This window comes from Flavobacterium sp., assembly GCF_041392005.1.
In the GTDB taxonomy this organism is placed as follows: domain Bacteria; phylum Bacteroidota; class Bacteroidia; order Flavobacteriales; family Flavobacteriaceae; genus Flavobacterium.
In genome coordinates this window covers 1-23,741 of record NZ_JAWKMX010000020.1, presented here as the reverse complement: position 1 = coordinate 23,741, position 23,741 = coordinate 1, and the positions used below count along the sequence as shown (strand labels likewise).

Sequence of the window (23,741 nt, the reverse complement as noted above, 5' to 3'; positions counted from 1 at the left end):
TTTATTATTTTCCAATTCCTTGGTATTTAAAACCTATTTTTTCTAATTTCTCACGATCTAATATATTGCGTCCATCAAAAACAAAAGCTGGTTTTAACATAGCGTCGTAAATTTTTTGCCAATCATAAAATTTGAATTCATCCCACTCTGTTAATACCGCAATAGCATGTGAATTTTCACACGCTTCATAAGGGTTTGCAAAGATACTAATTCCTTTTTTATTTTCTTCAGGACTTCTTGATTCTAAATAATCTAAGTCGGAATAAATTTGATGCGTCTCAACTTTTGGATCGTAAACTGCAATTTTTGCTTGCTCGGCAAGTAAATAATCCGCTACATAAATAGCTGCTGACTCTCGGGTGTCATTTGTATCTTTTTTAAATGCCCAACCTAAGAATGCAATTTTTTTACCTGAAACAGTATTGTATAAAGTGTTAATAATATTTTTTGCAAATCGTCTTTTTTGATGGTCGTTCATTATAATTACCTGTTCCCAATAATCGGCAACCTCCTGTAAACCATACGATTTTGCTATATAAACTAAGTTTAAGATATCTTTTTGAAAACATGAACCACCAAAACCTACTGATGATTTTAGAAACTTAGAACCTATTCTACTATCGGTTCCTATTGCGCGGGCTACTTCATTTACATCGGCACCTGTTTTTTCGCATAATTCGCTTAAAGCATTTATAGACGAAACACGTTGCGCTAAAAATGCGTTAGCCGTTAACTTCGATAATTCTGAAGACCACACGTTTGTTGTAAGAATTTTATCTTTATCTACCCAGTTAGCATATACTTCAACTAAAGCATTAATTGCTTGTTGGCCTTCGGGAGTTGTATCGCCACCAATTAATACTCTGTCGGGTTGAAATAAATCTTCAATAGCTGTGCCTTCCGCTAAAAATTCTGGATTTGATAAAATTTGGAACTGCACACCATTACCTGTATTATCTAATATATCTTTAACGGCTTGTGCTGTACGAACCGGCAAAGTTGATTTTTCGACTACAATTTTGTTGGTTTTTGCTACACGAGCAATTTGACGAGCACAAAGTTCGATGTATTTTAAATCGGCAGCCATACCTTTACCAACGCCATAAGTTTTTGTAGGTGTATTAACCGAAATAAAAATCATTTCGGCTTCGTCAATTGCTTTATCTACATCTGTAGAAAAAAATAGATTACGCCCACGAGCTTCTTTTACCACTTCATCTAAACCTGGTTCGTAAATTGGTAATTTACTAACATCTTCATTGTTCCAAGCTTTAATACGAGCCTCATTTAAATCGACTACAGTTACTTTTATATGGGGGCATTTCTGTGCAATTACAGCCATTGTAGGGCCGCCAACATAACCTGCACCGATACAACAAATATTTTTAATCATTTATTTTAAATTTTTCCAATACCATTCCACTGCTTCTTTTAAACCCGCTTTCATAGAATATTTTGGATTATAGTTTAACATTGTTTTTGCTTTATCAATACTTGCCAAAGAATGTGGAATATCGCCTACTCTATTTGGCCCGTGTACCACCTTTACATCTGCAATTTTAGAATCGAATTCAGCTAAATACGTTTTTAAATTAGCTACTAAATCATTTAAGGTAGTTCTATCGCCAAAAGCAGTGTTATACACTGTATTTACTGCTTCTTTATTTTCCGTAAGCATTGCTAATTCATTCATTTGAATAACATTATCAATATAGGTAAAATCGCGGGAATAATTTCCATCGCCGTTGATGACTGGGCTTTCATGCTTCATAAACTGCATTACAAATTTAGGAATTACAGCTGCATACGCCCCGTTAGGGTCTTGCTTTCTTCCAAAAACATTAAAATAACGCAAACCAATGGTTTCTAATCCGTAGGTTTTACTAAATATTTCGGCATACAATTCATTTACATATTTGGTAATAGCATAGGGAGATAATGGCTTACCAATTCTATCTTCTACTTTAGGTAAACTTTCTGAATCGCCATAAGTTGATGAACTTGCAGCATACACAAATCGCTTAACACCCGCATCTCGAGCAGCAACTAGCATATTTAAAAAACCCGAAACATTTACTTCGTTTGAAGTAATAGGATCATTTATAGAACGTGGTACACTACCTAATGCTGCTTGGTGCAATACATAATCGGCTCCTAAAATGGCTTTATTGCAATCTTCAATATTTCGTATATCGCCTTCAATTAATTCAAAGTTTTTATTTGAAAAAAATGGTTCAATATTATGACGATGTCCTGTTGCAAAATTGTCTAAACACGTTACTTTATAGCCTTTATTTAAAAAATATTCGCATAAATTTGATCCAATAAATCCTGCTCCTCCGGTAATTAGTATTTTCATTTTTTACTTTTTTTGGCTTTATTTTTAATTTTTTCCCACCAAGTGTATTCGCGTACTTGATCTAAATAACTTTCGCCATACTCGCCATAACCATAAACATAACCGCCGCCGCCATAACCGTATTTTGCTTTATTTTGATAGCCGTTTAAAATAATACTAATGTTATGCAGTTCGCCTCTTTTATGTTTTTCGTTTACTACAGCAAGCATTCCTTTTTTTGTAAAGCCTTGGCGTGTTACATAAAGTGTAGCATCACAATATTGTGTAAGTTCTAGTGCATCTGAAACAAGGCCAACTGGTGGTGTATCTAAAATTATATATTCGTATTTTTCTTTAAGTTCATTTATTAATTGCGTCATCATTTCATTCATTAAAAGTTCTGACGGATTTGGTGGAATTGGTCCTGAGGAAATAACATCGAGATATGGAATATGTGTTGTTTCTATTACCTCGTCTAATGTTTTTTGTTTTATTAAATAGTTAACAACTCCTACGCTATTATTGATGTTAAAATCGTCGAATATTTTGGGTTTTCGTAAATCTAATCCTACAATAATAGTTTTCTTTTCGCTTAGCGCAAATACCGTTGCCAAGTTCATAGAGCAAAATGTTTTTCCTTCTCCACTTATAGAAGACGTTAGCATTACAATTTTAGCACCTTCTGCATCTTGCCTTTTGTAAATATATTGTAACGATGTTCGCAAAGCTCTAAAAGATTCTGCTAATGCTGATTTTGGATGTTTAATAACCGCTAAATTGTCTTTTGATATTTTCTTTCCTATAACACCTATAACTGGAATTTTGGTTAACCTAACTATATCTTCACTTGTATTAATATTATTATCTAACAGTGTGATGATTAAGACAATAAAAAATGGAATTAAAAACCCGAGAATAATGGCTAAAATATAGTTTACGTCGTTTTTTGGCCCTTGCAATCCGCCGCCAATATCTTTAGCCGAATCTATAAACTCTATATCCGACACATTAGATGCCTTAACAATTTCGGCTTCGCTTCTTTTTTGAAGAAATGTACTATATAAATTGTCTTTTAAATTATATTTACGAGATATTTTTACATGCTCTTGCATTTGCTCGGGCAAAACTCTTACTTTGTTTTCTGCTTTTGAAATAACTTTATTAATTACGCCTAAATCTATTTGAGTAGCTGCTTTGGCTGTTTCAATATTTTCTAGCAATACCGTTTTCAAAGCGTTCATTTCGGTATTAATTTCTTCAAAATATACTGCGCTTTTTGCGGTTTTACTTAGCTCGTCTTTTTGAGCTGAAAGTTGTATTAGCTTCGAAACATTTAATAAAATATTAGGATCTTCTATTCCTGCTACCGCTGGTGCTGGAAGCGAAGCAAAACCTTTGTCTTTTTGCAAATACGATTTTAAATGATTTAAGTAGCTAACTTTTCTATTTATGGTTTCTTTTTGAACATCGTAATCTGAAAGTTGTTGCGTAAGTGTACTTCCACCAACTTCCATTTCGAAAACATTTTTACCTTTTCTAAATTCGTTTAATTCTTTTTCGGCATCGTTTAACTGTCCTTCCATAACCACTAACGTACTGTCTATAAAGCTAATAGTATTGGTAGCAAATTTATTTTTGCTTTGTAATTGATTTTCTTTCAGTATTTTAACGGTTGTGTTTAAATACTCTACTAACCTATTTTTATTAGTACCACTTAGACCAATTTTTATTACCGATTGTGCTTGATTATCAACAGAAACACTTAAGTTTCTATATTTAGAAACAACAGAATCAAAATTTTCAAATTGAATATAGGTTTCTGAACCTACATAATTAAAAGCGCTAGGCTTAATATTAAGTGTAAAATTTAAAAAAGGTGTCTGTACTTTTTCGTTTACAACAGCTTTTTTATTATACATCTGATTTTGAATAGGTATATTTTCCTTGGTATTATCGTTATAATACACAATTGTTGCCGATTGCTTGTCTTTAAAATCTATACTTAATTCGTATTCTGTTTCGGAAATAAATTTTATTTTAATAGGAACTTGCAACAATTGGGCTTTATTTTCATCAATTGTTACAGTAAATGGCGTTTGCCCATAAACATCTTCTAAATTGTATTTTCCTTCTTTTAAATAGCTGATATAATAGTGTAATTTTTGTACTACTTTTTCGTTGTGTGTTCTCGATTTTAATGTAGTTACTACCGTTTGTACTTTCTCTGAAACGCCGCCCCAATTAAAAACTAAGCTTGTATTAGACGTAAAATACGAGTTGTTTTCGTCTCTTACAACTATTGAAGCGTCTAATCCGTATATTTTTTGTTGTCTTATATTGATATTGTAAGCAATTAAAAGAGCAATTACTATAGAAAAAACAAACCATTTCCAATAGCCTAACATTTTCGATAAAAACCCTTTAAAATCGAAGCTTGATGTGGAGTATGCAGAATCTGCAAAATTAAAATCTTTTACATCTAACATTTTATAAATTTCCTGTTAACAATAATGTTGTGGTTATTAAAGATATTGCTGTAATTATAGTACCTATAGTTTGTATGCCTGTTGTACCTGTTCCCCACGATTTTTGCGGCAATGGTTTTATGTAGATATAATCGTTTGGTTGCAGGTAAAAATAAGGCGACTGCATGGCTTTTGCATTGGTTAAATCTAAATAATGTGTTTCGTAACCTTGCGGTACTTTTCTTATTATTTGCACATTTTTTCTATCGCCAGTTACGGTTATATCGCCCGAATTAGCAATGGCTTCCATAATAGTAACTTTATCTTGAAACAAGATATTGGTTCCTGGTGTTGAAATTTCGCCGTTTATAGTATAGCGTAACCCTGCAAGTTTTACAGAAACAAACAATCGCGAATCTTTATGTAAATATTCGTCTAATAACTTTTTTTCTATGGTTTGTTGAATTTCCTCTATGGTGTAACCTAAAACATTCAATTCTCCTAAAACGGGTATTCTAATATTGCCGTGATCGTTAACTGTAAAGCCATTAAAATAAAGATTTTGCATAGATGTTTGCTGTGCCGAACTAGCCTGATTGGTGGTAGTGTACATTTCGACTAATTCTGGGTTTGTTGCTTTTAAGCTAATGTTTAAAATATCGTTTATTTGCACTCTATACGGTTTCGAAAACGATTCTGCTACTTCAATTGGCAAATTTTGGGATTTTCCATCGTTTTGTAAATAAACCAATTCTTTATTGGAAATACAAGACGTTATAAAAAGTAACACTAAAAAAAATATTATTTTTCGCATGGTTTTTTGTTGTAACCTATTTAAGTTAACAAATATAGTTTATCAATTTTTAATACGGAATTTTATTAGTTTAATTTTGGTAAAATTATGTGTTTACAGAGGTTTTATAAGGAATTCGTTGCAACAAACTTCTTCCTAATGTTACTTCATCTGCATATTCTAGTTCGTCGCCCACAGCTATTCCTCTAGCAATTGTTGATGTTTTAATGTCGAAATTTTGTAGTTGTTTGTAAATGTAAAAATTTGTAGTATCACCTTCAATAGTAGAGCTTAATGCAAAAATAATTTCTGAAACCAAAGTTTTTTTTACTTTATCAACTAATGAATTTATTTGAAGTTGAGCTGGCCCTATTCCTTCTATAGGATTTATTTTCCCTCCTAATACATGGTAAACACCTTTAAACATTCCGGTGTTTTCGATAGCCATTACATCGCGTATATCTTCTACTACACAAATAACGCTTTTGTCTCGATGTGGCGAACTACATATTTCGCAAACCTGATTGTCTGAAATGGTATAACATACTGTACAATACTGAACCGAATTTCGCAAATTTACAATGGCCTCGGCTAAATCGTTTGCTTGCTCTTTGGGTTGTTTTAACAAATGTAAAACTAAACGAAGTGCGCTACGCTTACCTATTCCGGGTAATTGTGAAATTTCGTTTACTGCTTTTTCTAATAATTTTGAGGGCAATTCCATAGCTGCAAAAATACAAACAATTTGTAAAATTTATTCTTATATCTTTGTGGAAAAGTTATACCTATGCAACCAATTTCTATATTGTTATTGATAATTTCTTACTTTATTGCGTTATTTATTCTTTCCTATTTTGTAGGAAGAAATGAAATTTCAAACAACGACTCTTTTTTTAAAGCAAACAAACAATCGCCTTGGTATTTGGTAGCATTTGGTATGATTGGCTCATCGCTTTCGGGTGTAACTTTTATTTCGGTTCCGGGAAAAGTTGAAGCTTCACAATTTGCTTATTTTCAAATTGTCTTGGGTTATATATTAGGTTATTTGGTTATTGGCACAATATTACTTCCTTTATACTACAAATTAAACTTAACCACTATTTACACTTATTTAAAGGAACGTTTTGGCAACTATTCGTATAAAACGGGTGCTTGGTTTTTTTTAATTTCTAGAACTGTTGGTTCTAATTTACGCTTACTTTTAGTAGCAAATGTTTTGCAAATTTTAGTGTTTGATCCACTTGGCATTCCTTTTTGGGTTACCGTTTCGGCTACTATTTTTCTTATTTGGCTTTACACCTTTAAAACGGGTATTAAAACCATTATTTGGACCGATACTTTGCAAACGCTTTTTATGCTTATTGCAGTTGGAATTTGTATTTATGTAGTTTCGGTAGATTTAGGATTAAATATTTCTAATTTTTCAAATTATATAGCCGAAAGCAAATTTTCAAAAATTATATTTTTAGACAATGTTAGTTCGCCTCGTTACTTTTGGAAACAGTTTTTTGCAGGTGCTTTTATTGCAATTGTTATGACAGGATTAGACCAAGATATGATGCAGAAAAACTTAACCTGCCGAAGTTTAAAAGATGCGCAAAAAAATATGTTTTGGTTTACTATAGTACTTACAATTGTTAATTTCTTTTTCTTAATTATGGGCTTGTTGTTTACCGAGTATGCTATAAAAAATGGCATTGATGCTCATGGCGATAACTTATTCCCTATTTTAGCCAATAACCATTTAGGTATTATTGTAGCTTTTAGTTTTATTTTAGGATTAATTGCTGCCGCATACTCTAGTGCCGACAGTGCTTTAACATCGTTAACTACTAGTTTTTGCGTTGATATTTTAGATATTGAAACAAAACATACCGAAAGAGAACAAGTAAAAATTAGAAAACGTGTTCACTTTTATTTTGTAATTGTTTCTATCTTAGTAATTCTATTTTTTAAATATGGTTTTTCCGATAAAAGTATAATTGATAAAGTATTAAAATATGCCGGATTTACCTATGGACCACTTTTAGGACTTTTTGCTTTTGGATTGTTTACCAAATGGCGTATTAAAGATAAATTAAGTCCTTTTATTGCAATTGCAGCTGTTGTTGTTTCATTAGTATTAAATAGTAACAGTAAAACTTGGTTTGGGTTTGAATTTGGTTTCGAAATATTAATTGTAAACGGACTACTTACATTTATAGGCTTAATATTGATTCGTAGCCAACAAAACTAAAGTACATGCAACTTCAACTTCTATGTTATTTTCTTTTAAAATACTATAAAATTCTGGGTTTTCGGTTCCAGGGTTGAAAATTACCCGACGTGGTTGAAGGGAAATAATATACTCGTAATACTCTTTTTGGCGTTCTGGATTAAGGTACAGTGTAACCGTATCGATTCCTAAAAAATGTATTTTTTCTGTTTCTATAGGAACATCGAGTGCCATACCTTTTTTGGCACCAATTGCTACAACTTGATGGCTTTTTCCTACTAAATTGTGAATAGCTTTGTAGGCATATCTATCTTTATTAGTTGTTGCCCCTAATACTAGTGTTTTCATCTGCTTATATTTTTTATAAAGTTAACAAAAATATCTACGCATATAACTATAAAATAACGCAATTTTAATACGGTTAAAAGTATTGAATTTCTACCTTTGCAAAAAAAACAATGCTAACATTATTTATTTACATTTTTGCTGCTTTATTTTCGGTAATTAATCCACTTGGGGCAGTTCCTATTTTTGTAGGATTAACACAAGACGATTCCAAAGCTGAACGCAATAGAATTTCGTTATGGACTGCCATTAATGTATTTATTATTTTAATGATTTCGTATTTTATTGGCGAGTATGTTTTAAATTTTTTTGGGATTAGTATTGATGCACTCCGTATTGCGGGCGGATTAATTATTGTAAACTCTGGTTTTGCTTTGCTTACAGGAAATTTTAGCAAACGCCGTGGCGTAAACAAAAAAGTGGCCGACGATGCTATGCACCGAAACGATATTGCCCTTTCGCCTTTAGCTATTCCTATGCTTGCTGGGCCAGGTTCTATATCGCTTTTAATTGCTTTGTACCAAGAGCATCCTGATTTTTCTCAAAAAGCTATTTGTTGTTTGGCTATTTTAACCGTTGCTTTAAGCATATTTTTAATTTTAAAAAGTGCTCATTATTTATCAAAAATACTAGGTGCATCAGGCATTGTAGCTATTTCTAGAATTATTGGTTTTATTGTAATTGCTATCGGCATACAATATATAATAAGTGCAATTGTTAATGTTTTAAAGTTTCAGTTGTAAAATAAAAAATTACGCTTTTGGTAAGAAAACTTCTGCCATCATACAGCGCGCGCTTCCACCACCGCAAGCTTCTATAATATCTAAACTGGCATACAGAATTTTGCAATGTTTTTCAATTTTTAAAATTTGTTCTTTTGTTAAACTTTGATAAGCCGCATTGCTCATTACTAAAAATAATTCGTCGTTAGCACCACGAACCTGTAGCATGTTTCCTGCAAAGTTATTAACTTGATTTTCCGTAATTAAAATAATTTCTTTGCCGTTTTCTCTTAAATTATTTAATACCATTTTACGTTCGGCTTTGTCGTCAATGCAATCGGCACAAATTACTGCAAACGTTTCGGCAATACACATCATTACATTAGTATGATAAATATGTTTTCTTTCTCCATTTACAGTTTGAAAAGCTTCAAAAATAATAGGTGTATATTCAAAATCTTCGCAAAATTCTATAAACAATTCTTCATCGGCTCTTGGAGAAAGTGCACAATAGGCTTTTTCGTTTTCTCTATCAAGAATAATACTTCCTGTTCCTTCAAGAAAAATATTATCTTCTTCGGCAGAGGTATAATCCATAATATCATTTACTTGGAAACCTTTTTCTTCCAGAATATCTAAAACATCTTCTCTACGTTCTAAACGACGATTTTCGGCAAACATTGGATACAAAACTACATCGCCACTTTCGTGAAACGAAATCCAATTGTTTGGAAAAACACTATCGGGTGTGTCGGGTTCTAAAGTATCATCAACTACTATTACATTAATTCCAACACTACGCAATTTTTCTACATATGCATCAAATTCGGCTTGTGCTTTTGTATTTACAGTGGCTGGTAATAAATCGTCTAAAACTTTTTGGTAATAATTGTTAACGGCTGTTTGTTCGTTCATACGGAAAGCTACCGGACGAATCATTAATATGGTATTGGTGGTTTGGTTCATTTTTTATGTTTTTTAGTTTAACTTCGTTCAGTCGCTTTGCTCCAGTCAAGTTTTCTTAGTTTCAAGTTCTTATTTTTAACATGAAAATTAGAATCTGAAACATTTTTTTAATCACGAATTAAAGGTAGAGTTGAACAACGTAAAAGTCCTTCTTGTTTGGCTATTTCGGCATACGGAATTTCTTCTACTGTAAATCCGTTTTGGCGAAGCCAATTATTTAATCGGGTAAAATTCTTTTCGGAAACCACTACGTCTGGCGCAATTGAAAATACATTAGAATTCATGTGGTACATTTCTTCTCTTTCGATGTGAAACAAATTTTCCTTTCCAAATAAATTAACTAAATACATATAATCGGCTTCTTCACGGAAACCACTTTTGTAAATAATTCCTTTATTGGTACCAACAGGTTGAAAACAACAATCGAGATGTAGCGCATTATCGCGTGGTTCAATTTTAGATTTTACCAAATCGAATTCTTTTACAATTTTATGAGGGAACAAATCTTTTATATACTGAACGCCTTGCATGTTGGTTCGGGCTGTTAAATAATCTTTATAATCTGAGCCTTTGTAAGTTCCTATAAAAATATAGTCGTTCCAAAGCATAACATCACCACCTTCTATGTGTACTTCTTCTGGTGGACGCACCACTTTTTTAGTATCTATCTTATCAATTACATATTGAATAGCGTCGAGCTCTCTTTCTCTATCGGGTAAAATATTAGCCTTTATAAAAATGTCGTCAATAACAAAACCTATATCGCGAGAAAAGATTTGATTATAATTTTCAATCACTTCCGGACGAAAAACTTCTACATCATATTTTTGAAATATTTTATTAAAACTTTCCATTTCTGCCACCATATCTTTTTCTATTGGATAGGTGCCAGCTTTTATATGTTCTAACGATTTTGGGTCGTAAGCTTCTTCTATTGTAGGTGTAGGGCCATTACTTTTTGCTATTCCTAATACTACAGCTCGTAATCTTGAAGTTTCGTTTTTTACATTTAATTGCAACATAATTTTTGGTTTTGACAAAGATAGAAAAACCTAAACGGATTTTTATATTTTGTTAAAACTAAAAACGCCACTTAATAAGTGGCGTTTTTAGTTTTAATCTTTATTAAATTATCGTTTCAAAGAAAAATGAGCTTTAAATTCTTTAGCCACGTTGTTTTCTGTATATTCTAACGAGAACCAATAATCGGTAGATGGCATTAGTTGTCCGTTAAATGTTCCGTCCCAACCTAGCGAATCGTCGGTAGCGCTTAGTTGTTTTAGTAACTTGCCATAACGGTCAAAAATATACAGTTTTGCCTCGGGCTGGTTTAATCCAGCTATATTCCAAGTATCGTTGTAACCATCGCCATTGGGTGTAAAACTTAGGATAATCTATAACGCGAACCGTAGTTTCTAAAAACGTACAACCTTGCGTGTCTATTACCGTTATGGTGTGGTCGCCTGTGCTTACATTGGTAAACACATTACTATCTTGATACCCACTATCATCTAATTGGTATTGTAATGTACCTGATCCGCCTGAAACATTTACTACAACCGTAGCATTATCTGAAAATAATCGGTAACCGTTGCTGTTACAATAGTAGCTGGTGTTGTTTCGTTTACAACTGCTGTTCGATACGCCCGCAGGTTGTGTCTAAATTGGTTACTAAAACATAATAACTACCCGTTGTAAGCTACCTCTAACTGTGGAACCGTAGTTATAGCTACTACTGCATCGTTTGCATCGTACCAAACAAACTCATAATTGCCTGTACTGGGTAATTACCTGTAGCTTGTAACCAATATGTTTGGAACACATTGCCTAAATCGTCTATACACAACGAACCATCTTCTATTGTAGGGCTTGGAATAGGGTTTACATAAACCGTAAAATCTTCATATTCGCCTCTACAGCCCGATGGCGAAACTGTCCAAATTCTATACCATAACCTTGTGAGTCGCCATTTACCGATAATGGCCATCGGGAATTACAAACGGAGGCGGCGACTTAAACTACCATCTGAATATCCGCTTACATTGTTACTTGCATCTATAACAAACCACTTCTACCCTGTATTGGCTACTACTTGGAAAATCTAATTGAATGTCAAACACATCAGCTAAACTAGTTTCGCTACAAATTGTATAAACAGATGGAATAACAGAACCTGGAATAGGATTAACCGTTACGCTATCACTATCCTCTGGTAAACCTACACATGAACCTATTTGTGGCGTAAAGCTTACATAAAAATCTCCTGCAGTATTGTTTGTACTAGCAACTGTTAAGGTAACTATTCCAGTAGTAGTGGTTCCACTAGTAATACCATCTACAACACTAACGCCGTTTAATACCGCTGTCCAGTTATACGTTATACCACTCGGGTCGCCCGAAACCGTAAAAGTAACCGATTCGCCCGAACAAACAGATGCCGTACCTGGTGTAATTGTTATATCTGTTATAACAGGCACTGGGTTAACATAAACTATAATAGTTTCAGGTGAGCCTGAACAATTACCTCCCGTTAAAATTGGTAAAATCGAAAAAGTAATAGAACCTTGTTGTAACGGATCTGTTAAAGTAGCTATTTGATTAATATCTGTCTCATTCCCGCTTGTAAAACCACCATAAGTAACATTCGTTAAAGTGGCTTGCCACTGAAAACCTGTAGCGTTGTTCATGTTTACCAAAATATTTGCCAAATCACCATCGCATATAGCATCATAATCTATTGATGTAATGGCGGGAATACCTTCTATCTCTAAAACCGTTGAAACGAAAGGATTAACACAAGGCGAATTGTCAGGCAAAGTATAACTTACAGTATAAATTCCAACTAAACTAGCTGTAGTATTAATTTCTCCAGTTATAGAATCAATAGCTAAACCAGAAGGCGAAGCACTAAAAACACCTCCTGTATCTCCTGAAAAGTTAACCGATACATTTCCATAATCTTGACAATAACTTGGATTATCATAATTTATAGAAGCTGACATGTATGTAACCTCTACAGTAGTAGATATGTTTAGTATTGTATTACAAGATCCTAAAACAATATTTGATAATGCTATTGTTTGATCAGAAAGAGCTGCGTTCAAAGTTAAGACTGCATTTCCAGATGAGTTTAATACAATTGTTTGGGTAGCTCCTCCATTTTCTGAATAATATACAGTAGCTCCCGATGTTCCACTTATATAAAATATAGCATCACTTCCTTCGCAAATAGGCGTATTACTTGTGATACTTGTAAATATTGGAGATGCCAACATCGCAGCATTGCTGAAACTTAAAGATGAACCCGATGTACAACTGCCATTGCTTGCTGTTACGGTGTAACTTGTACCAATAACCATTCCGCTGATTACACCGCCTGCGCCAACACTCGTGCCATCGTTTGGTGTAAAAGCATACGTGAGCATTGGGTCATAATTATTTATCATGCTACTGCCGTTTGCACTACAGCTTGGTGGTGTGGTGGTTATCGTAGGAACGTCTGGCGTTGTTAACATCGCAGCATTGCTGAAACTTAATGATGAACCCGATGTACAACTGCCATTGCTTGCTGTTACCGTGTAACTTGTGCCAATAACCATTCCGCTAATTACACCGCCTGCACCAACACTCGTACCATCATTTGGCATAAAGGAATACGTGAACATTGGGTCGTAATTGCTTATCGTACTACTGCCTTCTGCACTACAACTTGGTGGTGTGGTGCTTATGGTTGGAACGTCTGGAGTTGTTAACATCGCAGCATTGCTGAAACTTAATGATGAACCCGATGTACAACTGCCATTGCTTGCTGTTACCGTGTAACTTGTGCCAATAAATCATTCCGCTATTACACCGCCTGCACCAACACTCTCGTACCATCATTTGGCATAAAGGCATACGTGAACATTGGGTCGTAATTGCTTATCGTACTACTGCCTTCTGCACTACAACTTGGTGGTGTGGTGCTTATGGTTGGAACGTCTGGAGTTGTTAACATCGCAGCGTTGCTGAAACTTAATGATGAACCCGATGTACAACTGCCATTGCTTGCTGTTACCGTGTAACTTGTGCCAATAACCATTCCGCTAATTACACCGCCTGCGCCAACACTCGTACCATCGTTTGGTGTAAACGCATACGTGAACATTGAGTCGTAATTGCTTATCGTACTACTGCCTTCTGCACTACAACTTGGTGGTGTGGTGCTTATGGTTGGAACGTCTGGAGTTGTGCAACATCGCAGCGTTGCTGAAACTTAATGATGAACGCTGATGTACAACTGCCATTGCTTGCTGTTACCGTGTAACTTGTGCCAATAACCATTCCGCTAATTACACCGCCTGCACCAACACTCGTACCATCATTTGGCATAAAGGCATACGTGAACATTGGGTCGTAATTGCTTATCGTACTACTGCCATCTGCACTACAACTTGGTGGTGTGGTGCTTATGGTTGGAACGTCTGGAGTTGTTAACATCGCAGCATTGGGCTGAAACTTAATGATGAACCCGATGTACAACTGCCATTGCTTGCTGTTACTGTGGAACTTGTGCCAATAACCATTCCGCTAATTACACCGCTCGCACCAACACTGTACCATCATTTGGCATAAAGGCATACGTGAACATTGGATCGTAATTGCTTATTGTACTACTGCCATCTGCACTACAACTTGTGGTGTGGTGCTTATCGTAGAACGTCTGGAGTTGTTAACATCGCAGCGTTGCTGAAACTTAATGATGAACCTGATGTACAACTGCCATTGCTTGCTGTTACCGTGTAACTTGTGCCAACAACCATCCCGCTAATTACACCGCCTGCACCAACACTCGTACCATCATTTGGCATAAAGGAATACGTGAACATTGGGTCGTAATTGCTTATCGTACTACTGCCATCTGCACTACAACTTGGTGGTGTGGTGCTTATGGTTGGAACGTCTGGAGTTGTTAACATCGCAGCATTGCTGAAACTTAATGATGAACCCGATGTACAACTGCCATTGCTTGCTGTTACCGTGTAACTTGTGCCAATAACCATTCCGCTAATTACACCGCCTGCACCAACACTCGTACCATCATTTGGCATAAAGGCATACGTGAACATTGGGTCGTAATTGCTTATCGTACTACTGCCATCTGCACTACAACTTGGTGGTGTGGTGCTTATGGTTGGAACGTCTGGAGTTGTTAACATCGCAGCATTGCTGAAACTTAATGATGAACCCGATGTACAACTGCCATTGCTTGCTGTTACCGTGTAACTTGTGCCAATAACCATTCCGCTAATTACACCGCCTGCACCAACACTCGTACCATCATTTGGCATAAAGGCATACGTGAACATTGGATCGTAATTGCTTATTGTACTACTGCCATCTGCACTACAACTTGGTGGTGTGGTGCTTATCGTAGGAACGTCTGGAGTTGTTAACATCGCAGCATTGCTGAAACTTAATGATGAACCCGATGTACAACTGCCATTGCTTGCTGTTACCGTGTAACTTGTGCCAATAACCATTCCGCTAATTACACCGCCTGCACCAACACTCGTACCATCATTTGGCATAAAGGAATACGTGAACATTGGGTCGTAATTGTCTTTATCGTACTACTGCCATCTGCACTACAACTTGGTGGTGTGGTGCTGGCGGTTGGAACGTCTGGAGTTGTTAACATCGCAGCATTGTTGAAACTTAATGATGAACCCGATGTACAACTGCCATTGCTTGCTGTTACCGTGTAACTTGTGCTGCTGAACGGTCTGGCTAATTACACCGCCTGCACCAACACTCGTACCATCATTTGGCATAAAGGAATACGTGAACATTGGGTCGTAATTGCTTATCGTACTACTGCCATCTGCACTACAACTTGGTGGTGTGGTGCTTATCGTAGGAACGTCTGGAGTTGTTAACATCGCAGCATTGCTGAAACTTAAAGATGAACCCGATGTACAACTGCCATTGCTTGCTGTTACCGTGTAACTTGTGCCAATAACCATTCCGCTAATTACACCGCCTGCACCAACACTCGTACCATCATTTGGCATAAAGGCATACGTGAACATTGGGTCGTAATTGCTTATCGTACTACTGCCATCTGCACTACAACTTGGTGGTGTGGTGCTTATCGTAGGAACTGGTATTGCTCCAATAGTAATATCCATTGTCGTAGCTGTTGCACATTGACCAGAATTAGGTGTAAAATTGTAAGTAGTAGTTCCTGAAGATGATGTATCAATTGTGGCAGGAGACCATGTTCCTGAAATACTATTATTTGAAGAGCTAGGTAATGATGAAGGAATAGCATTTTGACAAAATGGTCCTAGCTGAGTAAACATTGGAACTGTTTGAGTATTTATAGTTATTGTACCATTTTCAGTCAAATTAGTTACACAACCAACAGTAGTCACGGCATAACTAAAAACTCCTGTTACAGAAGGTGTTCCACTTATTGTTACAAAATTACCACTTGTAGAATAGCTTACCCCTGTTGGTAGGCCTGTTATAGTAACACCTGTTGCATCACCTCCGAATTCATACACTATATTTGTTATTGCATCTCCTTCACAAATTGTTTGAGAAGTATTTCCTGAATCTAAAGTTAAAAGACAGCTACAACTAACATTAACCGTTACATCTTGAGTAAACTCACAACCATATTCATCTGTTGCTGTTAATGTATAAGTATATGTACCAGTTGTATTAAATGGCCCTACCGTTGGCGAATTTGTCATTTGAGTACCCACGCAAGAAGAACAAGATATAGGCCCTGGGTCTGTTACAGAAGTAGAAGAAGTTGTTTGAGTTGGTAATGCCGGTGCTGAACCTGAAGCACTCCATTGCAAAGCTACAACGTCTGGAGATTCATAATCGATAGTTCCATAGCATGATGTAGGAAATGATAATGACCATCCACTAATAAAACCATCGTCCCAAGTTAAATTATCTCTAATTTGTAGTGTCCAAACACCATTTAAAGCAGCACCATTTAAAGCCGTAAAAGGATTTGTAGAATTATAGGTTTGTGCAATATAATTACCTCCAGTTTCGCAAGCACCAGAATATGTTGCACAAGTACTTGTTGTTGTAGTGGTTACTCCTGCAGCAGTCCAAGCAACACCCCCAGAATTAACCACCGTATAATGAGCTGTACAACCTGGAACACCATTATCTGCACCATTGGAACATGTTCCAAAATTATTACCTCCGCCGTGTTGGTTAAAAACCATAACCGATTGTCCTGTTGGTGCTATTAGTGTAATCTGTAAATCTCCAGAAAAGGAATGCTCCAAATCAAATGTTAAGGTTGGGTAACAACCCGATGTCATTGTAGCTCCTGAAGGGAAATACCCATTAAAATCTAGAGTAGAAGAATAATTAACGCCAGAGCCATCGGGTAAAGAAACTGTACCACCTGCATAAGCTGGCGCAGGCTCAATTATAGCTTGTGAGGTTGCTACACCTGTTAAAGTAGCAGAATCGCCACAACCAATATTTAATGTTGAAGAAGTACCTGTAAAACTAATATCTGGTAAAACTTTTATGGCTTGGGTCATAGAATTTGTACTACTACAACCTACAGGATTATCATCATATACCGTTAAATATACATTATAAATTCCAGAAGTTGGAAAAGTATGCGTTGTAGTAGCTGAAGTAGTTGTGGTAGTTGTTCCGTCGCCCCAATCCCATTCATAAGATGAAATAGTATTTCCTACTGGAGAATACGAAGGCGAAGCATCAAAAGAAACCGTAGTATTTCCTGGGTTTTCGGCATTTGGAGAACAAATATATACCGTAGATGTGTCGTTTAGTTGTGCTATAGGAGGCGTACACGGTTCTATACAAGAAATAGTAGCCGACCAACCGCTATATGTAACGCTACTATCTGACTCAAAATGAAACGATATACATCCGTCTGGGCTATTTGATACTAATGTAAAAGGAGTAGTTAAACTGCCTGTTAATACATCTGACGGTGTTCCTGTAGCAGAATTGCCTTGAAAAACTTCTAAAACATCATAGCTCTCTTCTGTATTAAATTGAGTAAATGTTAACATTATTGCTGTGCCTGGTGTAGAAGGACAAAAAGTAATGGTACTATTTTGATTACTACTGTAAACACCGTTATTACCATTATCTTTAAACGTACCCGAACATGTACTAGTTGTACCATTAGCTCCGTTAGACATAGTGTAATTTTGTGCGTAACTTATATATCCAAAAAATAAAATTATTAAGTAGTAGGTGTATTTTTTTTTCATAAACATATTATTTTAATACCGAAATAGTAGTAGCTAGTTTTTTATCGAAAGCATAAATATACCACAACTCATTTGTTGTATAAATATTTTTTACCTTTTGAGAAAGCGAATTAATAAAAGCCTTACCGCTTTGAATGTAATTATAATAGTCTGGTAATTCAGATTTTAAATTTTCTAATTCTACGTCTGATAGGTTCTTTAAAAAAAGCAAATCATCTTGCGAATAAAACACTTCATTTTTATTATTTTCATCTATTTTGTAAGACAAATCGATAATTTCCTTTTTAGGATGTATTTTATAACCAGGTGGCAAATTGTATTCTTTACTATTTTGAGCTATTAAATTTACTGAAGTAAATAGTAAAAAAATAATTCCACACAAAAAAAGTGTTTTCGTTTTCATTAGTATAGATTTTAGGTTATTTGTATAATATTATTTTTCGAATGTAATAAATAAAAATTATATTTTAAATACTTAACAACAAAATAACACATTTTTATAGTAATTTTCTATACATACAAACATTTTTTGATTAAAAAACTCAAAATTACTGTTACAACATTATTATTTATTCATAATTTTAACAAAAATAATTTCAATTATTGCGCAATTTTATAAGATAAAATGACCAACCGTTCTTATTTTTTTATACTTTTGGCAAAATTTAAAAATTATGGGAGTATCTAACTTTTTTAACAATTTGTTTGGCAAAGCCAAAAAAATAGCAAACGAAGCTTCGGAAGAAGTAAGCGAATTTGCAGATAAAGCAATGGACAAAGCAGAAGAATTAGCTGCTGATGTAAAAGAAAAAACAAGCGAATTTTCCGAAACTGTTTCTCAAAAAGTAGAAGAAATGAAACTTTCGGAAAAATTTGAAGAAGCTAAAGCTTCGGCAAAAGAAAAATTGGACCAAGCGCAAGATTGGGTTGAAGAAAAAGCCGATCAAGCTAAAGAAGTTTCTGCTGATTTGATGGAGCAAGCAGAAGACAAATGGAATGATTTAACTTCGGAAGAAACAACAGCAGAAAATAAAAAACCTGAAAACGAATCGTAATAAAAAATCCGCTTAATGCGGATTTTTAATCATTATCTATTACTGATTTCGTTAAATTGTCGAAGTGTATGCCCTGTATACACTTGTCGTGGACGGCCAATTGGCTCCCCATTTAATCGCATTTCTTTCCATTGTGCAATCCAACCTGGTAAACGACCAATAGCAAATAAAACCGTAAACATTTCTACAGGAATTCCCATAGCACGGTAAATAATTCCAGAGTAAAAATCTACGTTTGGATATAAATTTCTTGATTTAAAATACTCGTCTTCTAAGGCAACTTTTTCTAACTGCTTCGCAATATCTAAAAGTGGATCATCAACTCCTAGAGCATTTAAAACATCATCGGCTGCTTTTTTAATAATAGTTGCTCTTGGATCGAAGTTTTTATAAACACGATGACCAAAGCCCATTAATCGGAACGAATCGTCTTTATCTTTAGCTTTCAAAACATATTTAGCCACATCGCCACCATTATCGTGAATTTCTTGTAGCATTTCTAAAACCGCTTGGTTAGCGCCACCGTGTAGTGGCCCCCAAAGTGCTGAAACTCCTGCAGAAATTGAAGCAAATAAACCTGCGTGTGAAGAGCCTACAATTCGTACCGTTGATGTAGAACAATTTTGCTCATGATCTGCATGAAGTATAAACAATTTATCTAATGCTTCTACTACTCTTGCGTCGGCTTTGTAAGAACCTGTTGGCAATTCAAACATTAAACGCATAAAATTTTCTACATATCCTTTAGAATTATCATAGTAATTCATTGGATACCCCATGCGTTTTCTGTATGTCCACGTTGCAATAACTAAGAACTTTGCCATAGTTTTACAAACTGCATCATACATTTCTTTTTCATTATCAACATTAACCGATTTTGGATTAAATGCTGTTAATGCACTTGTTAACGACGCTAAAACACCCATAGGATGAGCTGTTTTAGGAAAACCATCAATGATGTTTTTCATTTCTTCATTAACCAATGTATGTTTTCGTATATCATTTTCAAATTTTTCTAACTGCGATGCTGTAGGCAATTCTCCAAAAACTAAAAGATAAGAAACTTCAAGAAAATTTGCTTTTTCGGCTAAATCTTCAATGGCATATCCGCGGTAACGTAATATTCCTTCTTCTCCATCTAAAAAAGTAATTTCACTTGTACAAGAACCTGTATTTTTATATCCAGGATCAATTGTAATGGCTCCAGTTGCTCCACGCAATTTTGCCACATCAATAGCTACTTCATTTTCGGTTCCTACTATTACAGGAAATTCATATTTAGTGCCATCTAATTCTAATATTGCAGTTTTTGACATATATTTTTTATATTTTATTTAATGAAACGTTGCGAAGTTACTAAATATTTATCGATTTTTAAAGAAACAGGCGTTAATTTATACTTAATAATTAACCATAAAAAAACCCAACTAATTAAAGTTGGGTTTTATTTTAAATTGTGTTTTATTACTTTACTTTAAAAGCTTTTTCTTGAGGAAAATAAGCAACTTCGCCTAATTCTTCTTCGATACGTAATAACTGGTTGTATTTTGCCATACGATCAGAACGTGAAGCCGAACCTGTTTTAATTTGTCCGCAATTTAGAGCTACAGCTAAATCGGCAATGGTATTATCTTCGGTTTCTCCAGAACGATGGCTCATTACTGAAGTATAACCTGCATTATGTGCCATATTTACAGCTGCAATAGTTTCCGACAATGTACCTATTTGATTTACCTTAATTAATATTGAATTGGCAATTCCTTCTTTAATACCGCGAGATAAACGTTCAACATTGGTTACAAATAAATCATCGCCAACTAATTGTACTTTGTTTCCTATTTTATCGGTTAGCATTTTCCAACCTTCCCAGTCATTTTCATCCATACCATCTTCAATAGAAACAATTGGATATTTTTGAGTCAATTCGGCTAAATATTCTGCCTGTTCAGCGGAAGTTCTAACTTTTCCTTTATCGCCTTCAAATTTCGTATAATCGTATTTTCCATCAACATAAAATTCGGCAGAAGCACAATCTAAAGCAATTTTAACATCGTCGCCAAAAGTATAACCTGCTTTTTCAACAGCTAATTTAATTGAATCTAGTGCATCTTCTGTTCCGCCTGCTAAAGTTGGAGCAAAACCACCTTCGTCACCTACTGCTGTGCTTAAATTACGATCGTGTAATACTTTTTTAAGGTTATGAAAAATTTCGGTTCCCATTTGCATGGCATGCGTAAAGTTTTTAGCTTTAACAGGCATAATCATAAATTCTTGAAATGCAATTGGCGCATCAGAGTGTGAACCTCCGTTGATAATGTTCATCATTGGAACAGGTAAAGTGTTACCCGAAACACCACCTACATAGCGATACAATGGCATTCCTAATTCGTTAGCTGCCGCTTTTGCTACTGCCAAAGAAACACCTAAAATAGCATTAGCTCCTAATTTTGATTTATTTGGAGTACCATCTAATTCAATCATTGCTTTGTCAATAGCGTTTTGTTCAAAAACAGACATTCCAACAATTTCTGCTGCAATAGTAGTATTTACATTTTCTACGGCTTTTAACACGCCTTTACCCATATAGTTTTTACCACCATCGCGTAATTCAACCGCTTCGTGTTCGCCAGTAGAAGCACCGCTTGGCACAGCAGCTCTACCCAAAACTCCATTTTCAGTAATTACATCAACTTCAACTGTTGGGTTTCCTCTTGAATCTAATATTTGACGTGCGTGAATTTTAATAATGATACTCATATTTTACTATTTTAAATTATAATTTTTTAAAAACCTTCAAAAAAAGTTGTACAAATTTATTAAATCTATAAATTATTTTATGGAATTGACATAAAAACTTATTGACGATAACGTTTTAGTTTTTAGCTGTTTTTATGTTTTGAATGAATTGATCGAACAAATAAGACGAATCGTGTGGACCAGGACTTGCTTCGGGATGATATTGCACAGAAAAACAATTTTTAGATTTCATTCGCATTCCTGCAACTGTACCATCATTTAAATGCACATGCGTTAATTCAAAATCGGGATGGTTTTCTAAGGCTTCTTTAGAAACTGCAAAACCGTGATTTTGTGAAGTAATTTCGCCTTTACCATTGATTAAATTTTTAACTGGATGATTAATGCCCCGATGTCCGTTGAACATTTTATATGTTGGAATGCCATTTGCTAAAGCTAAAACTTGATGCCCCAAACAAATACCAAAAACTGGTTTATTATCAGTTAAAATATCGCGAGCTACTTGTTGTGCTGAAATTAATGGAGCAGGATCGCCAGGACCATTTGATAAAAAATAACCATCGGGATTAAAGCTTTGTAAATCGTTATATGTTGCATTATAAGGAAATACTTTTATATAGCAATCGCGTGCAGCAAGATTACGTAGTATATTGGTTTTGATACCCAAATCTAATGCTGCAATTTTATAGGTTGCATTTTCATTTCCATAATAGTATGGCTCTTTAGTAGAAACTTGTGATGCTAGTTCAAGACCATTCATATCAGGAACTTGATTGAGTTTTTCTTTTAGTTGTTCGATAGGTGTGCCATCGGTACAAATAACAGCATTCATTGCTCCATTATCGCGAATGTAACTTACTAAAGCACGTGTATCAACATCAGAAACTACGATAAGATTTTGTTTTTGAAAATAATCAAATAAACTTTCTTCGGAATTAGAGCGCGAATAATTGAAGCTAAAGTTTTTACAAATTAACCCCGAAATTTTCATTCCATCAGATTCAACTTCGTTAGGATTTACACCGTAATTGCCAATGTGTGCATTGGTTGTAACCATAATTTGTCCGAAATAAGATGGATCGGTAAAAATTTCTTGGTAACCTGTTGTTCCGGTGTTAAAAGCTACTTCTCCAAAGGTTGTACCTGAGATTCCGATGGATTTTCCGTGAAAAATTGTACCATCTTTTAGTACTAAAACGGCAGGTTGACGGTTTGTGTATTTCATAGTGTGTTGTTGTTTTTGCAAATTTATAAATTAGGTTTTAGTATTGCGTGATTCTGGATTAGTTTTTTATTAGAACGTGAAGTATAGCCGTGATGGTAGCAAAGTACCGCGTACTGCGAACAGCACGACAAAAATTGAGTGTTAACTATATATGTGCTTCAAATAGTAGTTAGTTATAACTCATAAAAAAAAGGATAAACTAAATAGTTTATCCTTTTTTATGTTGAATATTATAGTTTCATAATTATTCGGTTGCTTCGGTGTTTTCTGAAGTTTCAGCGGCTGGTGCTTCTGGAGCAGCAGTTTCTGCTGATTTTTTACTTCTACTACGACGTGTAGATTTTTTAACTTCTTTTTTACCGCCGCCATAGATTTCGTTAAAATCTACTAGTTCTATCATTGCCATATCGGCGTTATCACCAAGACGATTTCCTAATTTGATGATACGTGTGTATCCGCCTGGACGATCGCCTACTTTAGCAGCAACTTCTCTAAATAGCTCGGTAACAGCATATTTGTTACGTAAGTATGAGAAAACAATACGACGGTTGTGCGTAGTATCTTCTTTAGATTTTGTTACTAATGGCTCT

At 34.9% G+C, this 23,741-nt stretch carries 24 protein-coding genes; 3 read left to right on the top strand and 21 right to left on the bottom strand.

From position 1 onward, the window contains the following. Positions 1 to 4 precede the first annotated feature (4 nt). The 5 genes from R2808_RS09310 to recR all read right to left on the bottom strand — a co-directional run bounded on the left by R2808_RS09310 (position 5) and on the right by recR (position 6,320). Positions 5 to 1,393: a UDP-glucose 6-dehydrogenase gene (locus R2808_RS09310; RefSeq protein WP_371270704.1), complete on the bottom strand. Its 1,389-nt coding sequence runs from the start codon at positions 1,391 to 1,393 to the stop codon at positions 5 to 7. Next, the gene (locus tag R2808_RS09305; RefSeq protein ID WP_371270703.1) at positions 1,394 to 2,359 is read right to left on the bottom strand and encodes an SDR family oxidoreductase; all 966 of its coding nucleotides are present in this window, start codon (positions 2,357 to 2,359) and stop codon (positions 1,394 to 1,396) included. Continuing rightward, complete coding sequence (locus R2808_RS09300) at positions 2,356 to 4,824, bottom strand: polysaccharide biosynthesis tyrosine autokinase (RefSeq protein WP_371270702.1); 2,469 nt, start codon at positions 4,822 to 4,824, stop codon at positions 2,356 to 2,358. The genes R2808_RS09305 and R2808_RS09300 overlap by 4 nt, the downstream gene beginning before the upstream one ends. Before the next feature lies 1 nt (position 4,825). After that, entirely contained in the window at positions 4,826 to 5,617 is a 792-nt protein-coding gene (locus R2808_RS09295; RefSeq protein ID WP_371270701.1) for a polysaccharide biosynthesis/export family protein, read from the bottom strand. A gap of 85 nt (positions 5,618 to 5,702) precedes the next feature. Then, positions 5,703 to 6,320 carry a recombination mediator RecR gene (gene recR, locus R2808_RS09290; protein ID WP_371270700.1) on the bottom strand — a complete coding sequence of 206 codons (618 nt, stop codon included), beginning with the start codon at positions 6,318 to 6,320 and terminating at the stop codon, positions 5,703 to 5,705. 63 nt (positions 6,321 to 6,383) lie between these two features. Here recR and R2808_RS09285 point away from each other — a divergent pair, with 63 nt between their 5' ends. After that, positions 6,384 to 7,832, top strand: coding sequence for a sodium:solute symporter (locus tag R2808_RS09285; RefSeq protein ID WP_371270699.1), 1,449 nt, complete (start codon positions 6,384 to 6,386; stop codon positions 7,830 to 7,832). On the opposite strand, the gene R2808_RS09280 is transcribed toward R2808_RS09285, so the two are convergent. Then, positions 7,803 to 8,159, bottom strand: coding sequence for a CoA-binding protein (locus R2808_RS09280; protein WP_371270698.1), 357 nt, complete (start codon positions 8,157 to 8,159; stop codon positions 7,803 to 7,805). The two genes, R2808_RS09285 and R2808_RS09280, sit on opposite strands and share 30 nt — an antisense overlap. A gap of 110 nt (positions 8,160 to 8,269) precedes the next feature. Between R2808_RS09280 and R2808_RS09275 the strand changes: the two genes are divergently transcribed. Further along, positions 8,270 to 8,899: a MarC family NAAT transporter gene (locus tag R2808_RS09275; protein ID WP_371270697.1), complete on the top strand. Its 630-nt coding sequence runs from the start codon at positions 8,270 to 8,272 to the stop codon at positions 8,897 to 8,899. 9 nt (positions 8,900 to 8,908) lie between these two features. Here the strand turns inward: R2808_RS09275 and ctlX are convergent, their stop codons facing one another. The 11 genes from ctlX to R2808_RS09220 form a co-directional block, all read right to left on the bottom strand. Next, the gene (gene ctlX, locus R2808_RS09270) at positions 8,909 to 9,844 is read right to left on the bottom strand and encodes a citrulline utilization hydrolase CtlX (protein ID WP_371270696.1); all 936 of its coding nucleotides are present in this window, start codon (positions 9,842 to 9,844) and stop codon (positions 8,909 to 8,911) included. Between the two features lie 107 nt (positions 9,845 to 9,951). After that, the gene (locus R2808_RS09265; RefSeq protein WP_371270695.1) at positions 9,952 to 10,866 is read right to left on the bottom strand and encodes a dimethylarginine dimethylaminohydrolase family protein; all 915 of its coding nucleotides are present in this window, start codon (positions 10,864 to 10,866) and stop codon (positions 9,952 to 9,954) included. 108 nt (positions 10,867 to 10,974) lie between these two features. Then, positions 10,975 to 11,187 carry a T9SS type B sorting domain-containing protein gene (locus tag R2808_RS09260; RefSeq protein ID WP_371270730.1) on the bottom strand — a complete coding sequence of 71 codons (213 nt, stop codon included), beginning with the start codon at positions 11,185 to 11,187 and terminating at the stop codon, positions 10,975 to 10,977. Continuing rightward, positions 11,144 to 11,329: a hypothetical protein gene (locus R2808_RS09255; protein WP_371270694.1), complete on the bottom strand. Its 186-nt coding sequence runs from the start codon at positions 11,327 to 11,329 to the stop codon at positions 11,144 to 11,146. Before R2808_RS09255 ends, R2808_RS09260 begins: the two co-directional genes overlap by 44 nt. Before the next feature lie 247 nt (positions 11,330 to 11,576). Further along, entirely contained in the window at positions 11,577 to 11,831 is a 255-nt protein-coding gene (locus tag R2808_RS09250; protein WP_371270693.1) for a hypothetical protein, read from the bottom strand. A gap of 58 nt (positions 11,832 to 11,889) precedes the next feature. Next, positions 11,890 to 13,599, bottom strand: a complete 1,710-nt coding sequence (locus tag R2808_RS09245; protein WP_371270692.1) for a hypothetical protein — start codon at positions 13,597 to 13,599, stop codon at positions 11,890 to 11,892. Positions 13,600 to 13,691: 92 nt separating this feature from the next. Further along, positions 13,692 to 13,991, bottom strand: a complete 300-nt coding sequence (locus R2808_RS09240; RefSeq protein WP_371270691.1) for a hypothetical protein — start codon at positions 13,989 to 13,991, stop codon at positions 13,692 to 13,694. A gap of 59 nt (positions 13,992 to 14,050) precedes the next feature. Next, the gene (locus R2808_RS09235) at positions 14,051 to 14,365 is read right to left on the bottom strand and encodes a hypothetical protein (RefSeq protein ID WP_371270690.1); all 315 of its coding nucleotides are present in this window, start codon (positions 14,363 to 14,365) and stop codon (positions 14,051 to 14,053) included. A 167-nt stretch (positions 14,366 to 14,532) separates the two neighbouring features. After that, on the bottom strand, positions 14,533 to 15,432 hold the full coding sequence (locus R2808_RS09230) for a hypothetical protein (protein WP_371270689.1): 900 nt from the start codon (positions 15,430 to 15,432) through the stop codon (positions 14,533 to 14,535). A 39-nt stretch (positions 15,433 to 15,471) separates the two neighbouring features. Next, positions 15,472 to 18,114, bottom strand: coding sequence for a PKD domain-containing protein (locus R2808_RS09225; protein ID WP_371270688.1), 2,643 nt, complete (start codon positions 18,112 to 18,114; stop codon positions 15,472 to 15,474). A gap of 7 nt (positions 18,115 to 18,121) precedes the next feature. Further along, the gene (locus R2808_RS09220) at positions 18,122 to 18,517 is read right to left on the bottom strand and encodes a hypothetical protein (RefSeq protein ID WP_371270687.1); all 396 of its coding nucleotides are present in this window, start codon (positions 18,515 to 18,517) and stop codon (positions 18,122 to 18,124) included. Positions 18,518 to 18,788: 271 nt separating this feature from the next. On the opposite strand from R2808_RS09220, the gene R2808_RS09215 reads away from it, so the two are divergent. Beyond that, on the top strand, positions 18,789 to 19,169 hold the full coding sequence (locus tag R2808_RS09215) for a hypothetical protein (RefSeq protein ID WP_371270686.1): 381 nt from the start codon (positions 18,789 to 18,791) through the stop codon (positions 19,167 to 19,169). A 32-nt stretch (positions 19,170 to 19,201) separates the two neighbouring features. Here R2808_RS09215 and R2808_RS09210 read toward each other — a convergent pair whose 3' ends face one another. The 4 genes from R2808_RS09210 to rplQ form a co-directional block, all read right to left on the bottom strand. Then, on the bottom strand, positions 19,202 to 20,485 hold the full coding sequence (locus R2808_RS09210; RefSeq protein WP_371270685.1) for a citrate synthase: 1,284 nt from the start codon (positions 20,483 to 20,485) through the stop codon (positions 19,202 to 19,204). A 148-nt stretch (positions 20,486 to 20,633) separates the two neighbouring features. Beyond that, positions 20,634 to 21,926 (bottom strand): phosphopyruvate hydratase, encoded by a 1,293-nt coding sequence (eno, locus tag R2808_RS09205; RefSeq protein WP_371270684.1) that lies wholly within the window; start codon positions 21,924 to 21,926, stop codon positions 20,634 to 20,636. 115 nt (positions 21,927 to 22,041) lie between these two features. Beyond that, positions 22,042 to 23,151, bottom strand: coding sequence for a glutamine-hydrolyzing carbamoyl-phosphate synthase small subunit (gene carA / locus R2808_RS09200; protein ID WP_371270683.1), 1,110 nt, complete (start codon positions 23,149 to 23,151; stop codon positions 22,042 to 22,044). Between the two features lie 244 nt (positions 23,152 to 23,395). Beyond that, the coding region (rplQ, locus tag R2808_RS09195) for a 50S ribosomal protein L17 (RefSeq protein WP_371270682.1) at positions 23,396 to 23,741 on the bottom strand (346 nt) is incomplete at its 5' end.